Genomic DNA, 12,403 nt, shown 5'->3' with positions numbered 1-12,403 from the left:
GAACCGCCGCCCGTCGGACGCCTGACGGGCGGCGGGGCGTGTCGGTCAGCCCGCCTGACGGTTGGCGCGCACGGCGCCCAGGATCACGCCGGGGGTGGCCAGCGACAGCGGGTGCGCGCGCATGGAGACGACCTCGTTGAACCGGCGTGCGATCGCCACGTCCGTGACGGTCGCCGTGAGGATCTGTCGACTCGCCCAGCTGGAGACCCGGTAGCCGCGCGGGTAGGGCCCGGCGACGTGCGGCAGTGCCAGATCGGCGGAGGTCGACGTCGACCACGCGGCGTCGACCACGACCTTCTGCAGGTCGAGGAAGTGGCGGGCGGGCAGGCTCAGGTCCGGGCCGGAGCGCAGGTACGTCGACAGGCAGGCCGCGTGCAGGGCCGCCGCCGTCATCCCCTGCCCGTACACCGGGTTGAACGACGCGACGGCGTCACCGACGCTGACGAGCCGAGCCGGAAAGCGCCGCAGCGCGTGGAAGTCCCGACGCCGGCTGTCGGCGTGGTGGTAGGTCTGGACGTCGCCGAGCATCTCCTGGTCGGCGACCGCGCCGAACTCGGGCGGGAACTGCTCACGCAGGCGTCGGACGAAGTCCTGCGCGGTGCGTCCGGGACGGTCGTCGCCGTAGCCGGCCATCATGGTCATCCAGCGGCCGTCCTCGATGGCGAAGAAGGCGGCCCCGACGACGTCCGTCATGGTCCGTGGGGTGTGCAGGGCCATGACGACGCGCATCTCCGGGCTCTGCTCGGGGCGTCGGAACAGCGCGGTCGCGTAGTTGAGGTGCACGGCCATCCGGCGGGTCGCGGGCCGCTCCCAGCCGGCCTGCTCCAGCCAGTCGGAGAGCCGGCTGGACCGACCCATGGCGTCCACCACCAGGTCACCGCCCTCGACGCCGGCGACCCCGTTGACCTCGCAGCGGACGCCGGTGACCTGGTCGCCCTCGAACACGAGCCCGGTGGCACGGGCGGTGACCGTCTTGACGTTGGGCAGTCGGAGCACCTGCTGACGGATCAGCCCCTCCAGCAACGGCCGGCTGCCCGCCAGGCTGTCGTCGTCGTCGGGTACGACCACCTTGCGACGGCCGTCGAGGTAGCTGCGCCGGGTGGCGGGTGGCGCCTCGACCGCGCCGTGGGCCAGCGCCTGCTGCCGGAATCCCGGGAACAGTTGCTCCAACTGCAGGAGGCCGCCGGGCAGCAGCGCGTGCAGTTGGGTGCCCTGGGGCACGCCGGGCCGGGCGCCGCTGACCTGCGGGTCGTCCCGATCGATGAGGATCACGCTCTCGGCGTGGTCGGACAGGACCCGGGCGGCCAGCAGGCCGGCGACGCTGCCGCCGACCACCACCGCCTTACCCAGGACCGGGTGTGGCTGCTCGGCAGGTCGCACGGCGTTCAACGCGGCGAAGACCCGAACCGGGGAGAGGGACATGGGGCTCTCCAAAGGAGTACGAGGTGTGGCACCGATCGTTGCACAGCGTTGAAGTCCCCCCGGCGCGTCCACGCCGGTGTCGGATTCCGGCCAGGGTGCGGTCGTTCAGCCCGCGACGACGGCCGGTTGCCGGTCCCGGCGACGCCCGGTGGCGTAGCTGACGATTCCCAGGCCCAGCCCGACGACCGCCAGGACCAGTCCCACCCGGGCCGGCGCGAGGTAACCGAGCCCGGCGGCGATCGCGACGCTGCCCAGCGCCGCGCCGAGGCTGTTCGCGATGTTCATGGCGGACTGGTTGAGGGCCGCGCCCATCAACTGGGCGCCGGGGGCGACCGTGATCAGGCGTGCCTGCAGGACCGGGCCGAGGTAGAGGCTCGTCGCGCCGACCAGGAACGCGCCCACGAACAGGCCCACCCGGTTCGACGCGACGAGGCTGAACACGCCGATGCTGACGATCATCGCCACGAAGCCGATCATCATGCTGCGGCGCAGGTCCCGGTCGGCGAGCCAGCCGCCCAGGGCGTTGCCGACGGTCATGCCGAGGCCGACCGCCACCAGCACCCAGGGCACGGTCGCGGCGGAGAGGCCGGCGACGTCGGTGGTGACCGGCGCGATGTACGAGTCGACCGCGAAGAAGCCGGCGAAGCCGATCGCGCCGATGGCCGCGACCAGCCAGACCTGCGAGGTCCGCAGCGCGCGCAGCTCGGCGGCCGGCGAGCCGTCCGCCGCCGCGGCGACCTCCGGGACGACCGCCAGCACCGCCAGCAGCGTGAGCAGGAAGACCCCGGCGATGACCAGGTACGCCGTACGCCATCCGGCCGCCTGCCCGAGCCGGGTGATCAGCGGTACGCCCACCACGTTGCTCACGGTCAGGCCACCGAGCACGGTGGCGAAGCCCCGGGCCTCGTTGCCGGGGCCCATCAGGGTCGCCGCGAGCAGGCCGGCCGCGCCGAAGTACGCGCCGTGCGGCAGCGCGGCGACGAACCGCGCGACAAGCACCAGCTCGAAGTTCGGGGCGATCGCGGAGGCGATCGTGCCGGCGGCGAAGAGGACGAGCAGTCCGAGCACGAGCTTGCGGCGGGGCAGACGCGCGCTGAGTGCGGCGATCAGCGGAGCGCCCACGACGACGCCCAGCGCGTACGCCGTGATCATCCAGCCTGCCTGCGCGACGGCGTCCGACGACGATCGGGCGTACTCCTGGGCGAGCAGGTCGCGTGCCATCTCGGGCAGCAGGCCCATCGCCACGAACTCCGTCAGGCCGACCGCCACGCCGCCCAGTGCCAGGGCCGCCAGCGCCGCAAGGCGCTGACCTCTGCTCAGTCCGTTCACCGAGCGAATTTAGCAACAGCGTTGCGTAATAGGCTGGCGAGATGACGCGCACCACAGCCGACGTGACGTTCCTGCGCGGATACAACCAGGCGCTCGTCATTGCCGTGGGGCGCACCGCGCGGACGTTCGAGCGGTCGACGGTCGTCGCCGCCACCGGTCTCACGCCACAGGCGGTCTCCAAGGTCATCGCCCGCCTGACCGCCGACGGGCTGATCCGCCCCGCCGGCGTCCGCCGCCCCGGCATCGGCAAACCCGCCGTCGTCTACGAGTTGGTCCCCGACAGCCGGTACGCGATCGGCGCGCACGTCGCCCGACGCACGCTGCGACTGGTCCTGGTCGACCTCGCCGGCGCCGTGCGCCACTCGACGGTCAGCCCGCTGCCGGAGGACTTCACCCCGGAGCAACTTCTCGACGTCCTGTGTGCCGGCATCGACGCGATCACCGCCGACACCGCCCCACGGGGCCGCCTGACGGGGGTGGGCCTCGGCATGATCGGGCCGCTCGACCACGCCAACGGCCTCGTCCGCGACGCGCACGGCCTGCGGCACTGGCACGACGTACCGCTGCGCGCGCTGGCCGAGGCGCGCCTGGGGCTGCCGGTGCACCTGGACAAGGATGTGACCGCCGGGATCACGGCCGAGGCGTGGCGGCGCGGCGCGACGTTCGGTGACGCGGCGCTCATCATGGTCGAATCCGGCATCGGCGGCGGCTTCTGGCTGGGCGGCGCCGCCCACCGGGGCGCGCACACCAACGCCGGTGAGTTCGGGCACACGGTCGTCGACCTGGACGGGCCCGGCTGCGTCTGCGGACGGCACGGCTGCCTGGAGGTCGTCCACCTGCGCGCCACCGAGGCGGGGGACGTTCCCCGCGCGGCCCGCGTCCTGGCGGTCGGCGTCGTCAACCTGCTCCAGACCCTCGACCTCGCCCATGTGGTGCTGGCCGGCGCGGATCTGCTGCGCCACGCGGAGGTCTACCGCGCCGCGGTCGAGCAGGCCGTCCGCACGGACGTGCGGCGTACGGACTGGCTGGCCCCGACGGTGACCCTGTCCAGCCTGGGCGCGGACGTGATCGCCGCCGGCGCCGCGATGCAGGTCCTCGACCAGCTCTACGGCATCCCCGACCTCACCGTCGGCGCCCCGCCCACGATCGCTCGACGGCCCTCGTTCCGGACAGCCGGGGCGTAGGGGCGGCTACCGGGGGACGGCGTCCGTGTAGACGCAGCCGTTGCCCGGGCTCTCGCTGGCGCTGATCACCGCGTCGAGCCGGTCCCTGACCTGGGCGAGTTGGTCGATCTGCCGGGTGATGCGAGCACGTTCGGTGGTCAGCAGGGCGCGGGACTGCGGGGTGTTGACCTTGGCGTCGACGCAGGGCAGCAGATCCAGGATCGTCCTGCTGGACAGACCAGCGGCGTACAGCGTCTGGATGAGCTGGACGCGGTCGACCGCCTCCTCGTCGTAGTGGCGCTGGCCGCCGCCGCTGCGCCCGGGGATCAGCAGCGACTGCTCCTCGTAGTAGCGCAGGGCGCGCACCGACACACCCGTGCTGGCGGCGAGTTCTCCGATCCGCACGACCCCTCCCCTCGCCTGGTGACGCCGACAACACTTACCTCTCACGTCAGCGTCAGCTTTTAGCGTGGTTCACGACCGGGTCGCTGTCGCCGGCATGATCCGGGACAGGAACACCGTCGCGTCCTTCTCGGTGGCGGAGGCGGTGGCGCTCGCGACCACCAAGATCGTCGGCTATGCGGCGGCGGCCGCCCTGCGTGACCGCCTCGCACCAGGTGCCGCCGTGCTGCTGTTCGGTGGGATGGCGAAAGACCAAGGGCGCGCCCCCAGCCCCGTCGGGCGGTCGGACGGCGAGGGCTAGAGCTTCGCGGCGCCCGCCTCGGCGGCCTCCTGCACGGCCGAGGTACGACGAACCTCGGCCCGCTGGTCGCCCGCGTCCTCCCGGTCGGCGGCGGCCAACCGGGCCACCCGGTTGGCGCTCGGCGCGGCCTGGTCGCCCGTCACACCGCCCCGGATGCGGTTGTTCGCGGCCACCTGCGCCGCCGGGTTGTTGCCCGTCACGGTCAACTGACCATCGATGATGTTGTCGTCGACGGTGACGCCACCGGTGGTGCTGCTGACGCTGACGTCAGTGCCCCAGTAGCCGCCGGAGGCGCAACTGTCCAGGGCGCCGTTCGGGCCGAGCTGGACGCCGCCGAGGTTACCGGCGAACGTGGCCCGGCCCCGGACGGCGCTGCCGCACACGACGCTCCCGGTGGCGCTGTTGAGCACCGACAGGGTGCCGTCGACGAACGAGTCGTGCACGTCGGTGTAGTAGGTGCCGGTGCTGCTCAGGTTGCGCGTCACCTGGGTGCCGTCGTCGAGCCGTACCTCACCGGCGCCGACGGTGACGTTGCCGCCGATCGTCGACGCCTCGGCGAACAGGAAACTGTCGATGGTCGCCGAGCCCTTCGGCCGGACGGTCAACGCACCGGTCTGGGCGTCGGACAGGAAGAGGCCGTAGCCTCCGGCGGCCAGCACCACCTGGCCGTCGACCGTCGTCTCGGTGGCGTCGAGGTAGCCGTCGGCGGCGACGCGTACCTCGCCGCTGACCCGGCCGCCGGTCACCACCAGGTTGGCGCCGGCGGCGACCGTGACGTTGCCGGTGATCGTGGTGCCGGTCAGCGCACAGGACTCACCGGCCGGAACGAGCAGGTCGTTGGGCACGGTCACCGCACCGCCCGTGCCGATGCAGTGGGTGACCAGGTCGGCGTGGGCGGTGGGCGCCACGGCCAGCACCGAAGCGGCGATGACGGCGCTCACGGTGGCCAGCTTGGCGACGGTACGTCCGGGCATCGTGGTACTCCCTCTCGATGGGATTCGGGTGCTCATGCGCCGACGTCCGATCGGGCCGCGGCCCGGACGATGGCGCCCTGCTGGCGCTTGTTGAGCGTTCCGGCGGTCACCAGCGCGGCGGTAACCGCCTCGACGTGCCGGACGAAGCCGGCGTGGCCGGGGTAGTCGGCGTGCTCGTCGATCAGGTCGTTGATGGTGCAGCCGTCGCCGGTGTCGACGTTGGCCACTCCGGTGTCGGCGCCGTCGATGACCACCGTGTCGCGTGTGTCGGACGCGGGGCAGGCGTCGGTGCCGTCGGCCACCACGGTGAACGTCGCCGACTGCTCGGCGGAGGTGTTCTGCGCGGTGTCGGTCGCCCGGTAGCGCAGGGTGTGCGCCCCCACGGTGCGCACGGCGACCGGCGCGGTGTACGCGGTCCACGCCCCGGTGTCGAGGGCGTACTCGAGCCGCGCCACATCCGAGTCGGCGTCGGTGGCCGTGACGGTCACGGTCGCGCCGCCGACGTAGGCGCCGTCCCCGTTCCGGTCGCCGGCCACCGTCGCCGTGACGGTGGGTGGGGTGGTGTCCTCGGCCGGCGGCGCGACGACCGTGAAGTGGGCCATCTGCTCGGCCGAGGTGTTGCCGGCGACGTCGGTGGCCCGGTAGTGCAGCATGTGCATCCCGGCGGCGGTCACCACGATCAGGTTCGTGTACGCCGTGAAGGCGGCGCCGTCGAGGGCGTACTCGATGGTGGCGACTCCCGACCCGGCGTCGGTGGCCGTCAACCTTGCGGTGGCCGTACCGATGTAGTTGCCGTCGCCGTCGCGGTCGCCGGCCAGCGCGGCCGTGACCACCGGCGCGGTGGTGTCCTCCTCGGACGGCTCGACGACCCGGAACGACACCGAGCCGACCGCGCTGGTGTTGCCGGCCTGGTCGGTGGCGCGGAACTGCACCGAGTGGTCGCCGACCGCGCTGGCCTGCACGGGCTGGGTGTACGGCTGGAAGCTGGTGTCGTCGACCTGGTATTCGACGGTCTCCACACCGGAGTCCGCGTCGGTGGCCGTGACGGTCACCGTCGCCGCGCCGACGTAGTTGCCGTCGCCGTCGCGGTCACCGGACACGGCGGCGGTGACGGTCGGAGGCGTGGTGTCGCCGCCTCCCCCGCCGTCGGTGACCACCAGTTCGCCGACCATCTGGCTGTGGCCGGGGATCGAGCAGAAGTAGCGGTACCGGCCCGGGGTCAGCGTGACGGTCGCCTGGTGGCGGCCGTCGTTGGCGTCGAACGGACTGGCCAGGATGTTGAGGGTGACGTCGTGGTTGTAGCCCTCGGTGAACGTGTCGAAGGTCAGCGTGTGCGGCATCCCGGTGGTGTTGCCGGTGGCCGCGCTGTTCTCCCAGATGATCGTCGTAGCACCGGCCACCGCGGTGGTGGGCGTGGACTTGTAGCGGGTGGTGTTGTCGTCGGCGGTCCAGGTCAGCACCTGGTCCGCGGCGGCGCGCGGTGCGGCGGACGCGGGCGGCGCGGCCAACGGGGTGACCGTGAGCAGGATCGCCGCCAGCGCGGCCGTGAGTCGTCGGATCATCGTCTCTCCTAGAGTTCCCGCACGCGGATGTTGCGGAACTCGGTCAGGTCGTTGTCACCGTGGTTCTGCAGGCCGATGAAGCCGCGCAGGAACTGCCGCAGGTCGGTCGGCGGGTCGCCGGCCCGGGAGGACTGCTTGCCCGGCGTGTTGTCGAACTCGTTGATCACCACGCCGCTGCGGATCATCGTGTAGTGCTGCCCGACCACCCGGATCTCGTAGTCGTTCCACCCGTTCTTCGGGGTGACGCCGGCCTCGGCGAGTGGCACCGGGTCGAAGTTGTAGACCGATCCGGTCTTCTGCGGCTCGCCGCTGTCGCCGTCGTAGATCTGGATCTCGTGTCCGCAGTAGATCGCCATCCAGGCCGTCGAGGTCCGCGCCGACCCGATGGTGCCGCAACTGCCCGGTGGCCGCTGCTCCAGCGGAACCCGCAGGTCCGGGAACCGGATGAAGACACCGGTGTTGGCCCGGTTGGTGCCCGGCGCGATGTCCTTGAACTGCACCTTCAGCGAGAAGTCGCCCAGCTCCTTGGCGTGCCAGAGCATGCCGAGCCCGCCGCTGGAGCGCAGTGCCCCGTCCGGCTGGATGCTGAACGACCCCGTGGGCGCCTGCTGCCAGCCGCGCAGCGACTCGGCGGTGCCGTCGTAGAGCGGTTCGTACCCGGTGCGACCGTCCCGGCCGATGTCGGACGCGGCGGCCAGGCGGGTGAGTGTGCCGGACTCGCGGGCGTTGAGCAGACCGTCGTCCTGCAACGTGCGGGTCACCGCGCTGACGTGCCGGACGAAGGCATTGTGGTCGGGCCAGGCGCTCTCGTCGTCGATCAGGTCGTTGATCGTGCAGCCCTGCCCGACCGTACGACTGGGCACGCCGGTGTCCGTGTCGCCGAGCCACACCGTGCCCCGGGCGTCGGGCACCGCGCAGCCGACCGTGACCGCGGTCCGCACGGTCGCCGTCTCGCCGTCGGCGTACGTGACGGTGAGCTTCGCGGTGTACGTGCCGACCTTGGCGTACGTGTGCCGGGGGTCCACCTCGGTCGATGTGGCGCCGTCGCCGAACTCCCACCGGTGGCTCACGCCGCCCGAGCGGGAGCCGGTGAAGGCGATCGTCAACGGCTTGTTCTGCACGGCCACCGAGGTCGCGGCGGGCACCGGGGTGGGCGCGCCACCGGTGTAGGTGATCCGGATCAGCTTCTGGTTGGGGTTCAGGCTGAAGAACCCGCCTCCGTAGTCGAGCAGGTAGAGCGCGCCGTCCGGGCCGAACTTGGCGTCCATCCAGCTCTGCAGCCGGTTGTCGCCGTTGCCACTGGGGATGATCGCCCGCAGCGACTCGGCGTACACCGGCGGGGCGGCGTTCGGCACGCCGGCCTCGTCGACGGTGGCCGCGACCCGGTTGGCCGCGTTCGACTGGTCGCCGATGAACCACTTGCCGTCCCAGTGTTCCGGCCAGGCAACGCCGCTGGCGGTGTCGACGAGGCTGCGGTGGTAGGTGGGGCCGGACATGATGGCCTGCCCGCCGCCGCGCAGGTACGGCTGTGTGTAGGTGGCGTCGGCGGCGACGTAGGTGGGCAGGCCGCTGCCGTCGGTCCGCTTCGGGAAGACCGGACCGCCGCCGTCGGGTGAATACCAGATCATGTTGTCCCGGGCGGCGGGGATGTCCACCAGACCCGTGTTGCGCGGCGAGGTGTTCTTCAGGTTGCCGCAGTCGTACCAGCCGGTCAGCACGGTGGCGTCGGTGTTGCTGCGGTCCCGGTACGGCTGCCGGTTACCCATGCAGTACGGCCAGCCCTGGTTACCGGCCGAGGTGATGATGGTGGCCGTCTCGTACTTCGCCGGGCCCAGGGTGGGGCTGGGCGACAGGGCGTCGGGGCCGACCCAGCCGGCGGTCAGCCACTGGCGCACCGGGTCGATCTGGAGGCGGGCGATGTTGCGGACGCCCATCACGTAGATCTCCGGCCGGGTCTTCTCGGTGCCCGGTGGGAAGAGGTTGCCCTCCGGGATGGTGTACGTGCCGTCCGGCTCCGGGTGGATCCGGATGATCTTGCCGGCGAGGTCGTTGGTGTTACCCGACGTGCGGCGGGCGTCCTGGAAGGAGATGCCCTGGTACTCCTCGGTCCAGTTGTTGCCGGAGTAACCCTGCGGCCCCTCGGAGGAGTTGTTGTCGCCGGAGCCGACGTAGAGGTTGCCCTTGGCGTCGAACGCCATGCCGCCGCCGGCGTGGCAACAGCTGTGGATCTGCACCGGGAACTGCAGCAGGTCCTTGCGGGTGCCCTGGTCGATCGTCTGGGTCACCCGGTCGTACGTGAAGCGCGAGACGGTGCGCTGCCCGACCCGTTTCACCCGGTCGATCGACTCGTGCGGCATCCAGTAGACGTAGAGCCAGCCGTTCTCGGCGAACGCCGGGTCGGGCACGATGCCGAGCAGGCCCTCCTCGTTCTTCACCAACTCCGAGCCGCTGCCCCGGTTGCCCATCACCTCCAGGGTGGTGAGCAGTTTGACCTGCCTGCTGCGCGGGTCGAAGGAGTGGATGGTGCCGCAGCCCAGGCCGACCTTCGGGTCGTTCCAGTCCGCGATCGGGCCGCTCGGGCAGGCCGCCTTGCCGACGTAGAAGACGGTGCCGTCGGGCGCGATGGTGAGCCCGTGCGGCTCGCCGATCTGGTCGAGCTGCCCGGCCTGGTTCGCGGCGGTGAGCCGCTCGACCTTGTAGTTCGCGGCGATCGTCGCCTGGCAGTCGCCGCGTACGCGGCCGGTGGTCCAGTTCAGCGCCCCGGTCAGGTGCGCGCGGAACGCCTCCTCGCCGTAGCTGCCCTCGGTGTGGCCCATGCCCGTGTAGAACGACCGACCGCCGTCGTAGTCCCGGCACCAGGACACCGGGTGGAACGGGCCGTTGGCGCCGGGGCCCGGGTCGTAGTGCCGCTCCTGCACCTGGGCGAGGGTGTGCACCGAGCCGAGCGGGTTCGGGTCCCAGTTGTCCCAGCGGTCACTCCGGGTGAGGGTCCGGGGCAGCGTCGCGGTGGCCGGGTGTTTGCGGTCCAGGATGTCGACCGCCGCCCGGTTCACCGGGGTCGGCGGCGGCGCGGTGGCCGCGCCCGTGAACAGGCGCAGGTCGGCGAGCTGGATCAGCGGCTCACCGCTGTTGGCCGTGATGTTCAGCCGGTAGCGGGTGAACTCCTGCGGCGTGGCGATGTCGAACCGGCGGGTCTGGAACCGCTCCGCGAAGGTCTGGTTGGTGCGCTGGTCCAGATCGGACCAGCTCTGGCCGTCGGTGGAGCCCTGCAGGGTCCAGTCCTTCGGGTCCCGCCCGACGAAGTCGTTGGCGGACGTCAGCGCGTACCCGGTGATCCGCTTCGGCGCGGCCAGCTCGTACGCCACCCAGGCCGTGGGGGTGCGGACCAGCCACTTCGTGTTGGCGTCGCCGTCGGTCAGCTTCTCCTTGGTCTCGCTGGGCAGGTTCTCGCCGCTGGCGGTCACGCGGGCCACCGGCTCGGCCACCGGGATCGCGCCGGCCGGGCGGGCGCCGATCAGGCCGGTGAACCAGGTCGAGTCGACCTGCGCGCGGGCGGCGTCGGCGATGCCGACGAAACCACCGCCGGCCTTCATGTAGGCCTGGAGCGCCGACTCCTGGTCGCGGTTGAGCGCGGCGCCCGTCGCGGACAGGAAGACCACGCTCCGGTACGCGGACAGCTTGGTCGGAGTGAACACACCCGGGTCCGCGGTGGCTGTGACATCGATGTCATGACTGGCCGCAAGTTGTCGGATGGTGTCCACGGCGCGGGCCACCGGGTCCTGCTGCTGGGCCACCGGCCCGTGGAACACGAGCACGGCCGTCCTGGTCTGCTGCGCCTGCGCTGGTGTCGCGGTCACCGTTCGCGGCGCGGCTGCCGCCGCCGTGGCCGTGGTCGTGGTCGTGGTCGTGGCTGGGATCAGCGTGGCGAAGGCCGCTACCGCGGCGAGGGCTCGTCGTACGTCTCTGACCATCCCCGTCCCCACTTTCGGTCAGCTTCCGGGCGTGTGGGTGTGGCCCTGGAACCGGTGGATCGCCTCCTCGGCGCCGGGGGGCATGCTGCCGTCGGCGTTGCGCACCAGGAAGATCCCGGCCATGCCGCCGTCGGAGTGGTTCTGCACGTGGCAGTGGTACATCCACGCGCCGGGTCCGACGCCCTCTCCGGCCAGCACCTGGAACCCGAACGAGCTGCCCGGGTTGAGGTCCTTGTTGTCGACGACCAGGCTCGGGTCGGCCGGTCCTTCGAGCATTCCGGTGCGGTTGTCCGCCCAGCGGTGCGCGTGCAGGTGGAAGGTGTGGAAGAGGTTGCCGTGCCCGATGGCGAGCCACTCCACCCGCTGGCCCAGGTTCGCCTCGAACATGGGTGTGTTCGGGGCCATCAGGTTGTTGATCGTCATGTCGTGGAACACGACGGTGAACTGCTTCTCCGGCAGGATGTCGCCCCGACGTCGGACGACCAGCGCGCCGTACAGGCCCTTCGCGACTCCGGCGGTGCCGTGGTCGGTGCCCATGGCGTGGTCGTGGTAGTGCCAGTAGCCGGCGCTGCCCGGCATGTACCGGCGGCCCGCCGCGGCGACCATCTCGTGCGAGCGCCAGACGTACGTCCGCGTCTCGCCCGGGTTGTTGAAGGAGTCGTTGAACGGGCTGCCGTCCGAGTCGGTGCTGTAGTCCACCCCGTGCGGGTGGATGGACAGCCGCTGCGTGGTGGTGTTGACCAGCGTGATCTCCACGGTGTCACCCTCGTAGATCTCCAACACCGGCCCCGGCACGGTGGCCTGGCCGGGCGCGAGGCCGTACCCGAACAGCCCGCCGGGCAACTGCTCGGCGTAGATGGTGACCTTCCTGGTCACTCCGGCGGCGGCCTGGGCTGGGCTACCTCCGAACGCGCCACCGAGCGTGGGGGCGGACGCGCCCAGCGCTGAAGCGGCGAGTGCCCCGGTGGCGATCAGTGATCGGCGGGACAGGTGGCGATGGGAGCCAACGGCGTGATCGTCCATGGGTCTCCGTTCCCGACCGGGCGAAGACGCGACGAGCGCAGGGTGCATCGACCGCCGAGCACAAGGCGGCAGCACGACTGGGGTGAGGATCGTCGCGGACTTCGCTCGCAAGACTCAGAACTTTCGATGGATGAACCCAACTTATTGACCCGTAAGGCAAATAGTTGATGGTCAGGAGGCGTACGTATTCAGCTTGAGGTAGCCGTTTGAGGCAACCACGGCCCGGTGGTGAACAGCTGTTTGAGGACGTCGAGGG

Annotated in this window: 9 protein-coding genes; 2 read left to right on the top strand and 7 right to left on the bottom strand. The window is 71.4% G+C overall.

From position 1 onward, the window contains the following. Window positions 1-45: 45 nt before the first annotated feature. Window positions 46-1,422, bottom strand: a complete 1,377-nt coding sequence (locus ACLQ24_RS08950; RefSeq protein ID WP_425890322.1) for an FAD-dependent oxidoreductase — start codon at window positions 1,420-1,422, stop codon at window positions 46-48. 105 nt (window positions 1,423-1,527) lie between these two features. Next, complete coding sequence (locus tag ACLQ24_RS08945; RefSeq protein ID WP_425890320.1) at window positions 1,528-2,751, bottom strand: MFS transporter; 1,224 nt, start codon at window positions 2,749-2,751, stop codon at window positions 1,528-1,530. Window positions 2,752-2,792: 41 nt separating this feature from the next. On the opposite strand from ACLQ24_RS08945, the gene ACLQ24_RS08940 reads away from it, so the two are divergent. Further along, a complete protein-coding gene (locus ACLQ24_RS08940; RefSeq protein ID WP_425890318.1) occupies window positions 2,793-3,935 on the top strand; it encodes an ROK family protein in 1,143 nt (380 codons plus the stop codon). A gap of 6 nt (window positions 3,936-3,941) precedes the next feature. On the opposite strand, the gene ACLQ24_RS08935 is transcribed toward ACLQ24_RS08940, so the two are convergent. Continuing rightward, window positions 3,942-4,319 carry a MerR family transcriptional regulator gene (locus tag ACLQ24_RS08935; protein WP_425890317.1) on the bottom strand — a complete coding sequence of 126 codons (378 nt, stop codon included), beginning with the start codon at window positions 4,317-4,319 and terminating at the stop codon, window positions 3,942-3,944. Window positions 4,320-4,413: 94 nt separating this feature from the next. Here ACLQ24_RS08935 and ACLQ24_RS08930 point away from each other — a divergent pair, with 94 nt between their 5' ends. Continuing rightward, window positions 4,414-4,617 (top strand): hypothetical protein, encoded by a 204-nt coding sequence (locus tag ACLQ24_RS08930; protein ID WP_425890316.1) that lies wholly within the window; start codon window positions 4,414-4,416, stop codon window positions 4,615-4,617. Here the strand turns inward: ACLQ24_RS08930 and ACLQ24_RS08925 are convergent. From ACLQ24_RS08925 to ACLQ24_RS08910, 4 genes are read right to left on the bottom strand one after another with little or no spacing between them, the layout of a single operon-like run. Beyond that, the gene (locus ACLQ24_RS08925; RefSeq protein ID WP_425890314.1) at window positions 4,614-5,591 is read right to left on the bottom strand and encodes a hypothetical protein; all 978 of its coding nucleotides are present in this window, start codon (window positions 5,589-5,591) and stop codon (window positions 4,614-4,616) included. The genes ACLQ24_RS08930 and ACLQ24_RS08925 overlap by 4 nt on opposite strands. Before the next feature lie 32 nt (window positions 5,592-5,623). Then, the gene (locus ACLQ24_RS08920; protein ID WP_425890313.1) at window positions 5,624-7,153 is read right to left on the bottom strand and encodes a cupredoxin domain-containing protein; all 1,530 of its coding nucleotides are present in this window, start codon (window positions 7,151-7,153) and stop codon (window positions 5,624-5,626) included. 8 nt (window positions 7,154-7,161) lie between these two features. Further along, entirely contained in the window at window positions 7,162-11,124 is a 3,963-nt protein-coding gene (locus ACLQ24_RS08915) for a ThuA domain-containing protein (protein WP_425890311.1), read from the bottom strand. An 18-nt stretch (window positions 11,125-11,142) separates the two neighbouring features. After that, window positions 11,143-12,147: a multicopper oxidase domain-containing protein gene (locus ACLQ24_RS08910; RefSeq protein ID WP_425890309.1), complete on the bottom strand. Its 1,005-nt coding sequence runs from the start codon at window positions 12,145-12,147 to the stop codon at window positions 11,143-11,145. Between the last annotated feature and the right edge of the window lie 256 nt (window positions 12,148-12,403).

This window comes from Micromonospora sp. DT4 (assembly GCF_049841675.1).
Lineage (GTDB): Bacteria > Actinomycetota > Actinomycetes > Mycobacteriales > Micromonosporaceae > Micromonospora.
This window is presented reverse-complemented; position numbering and strand designations above follow the sequence as displayed.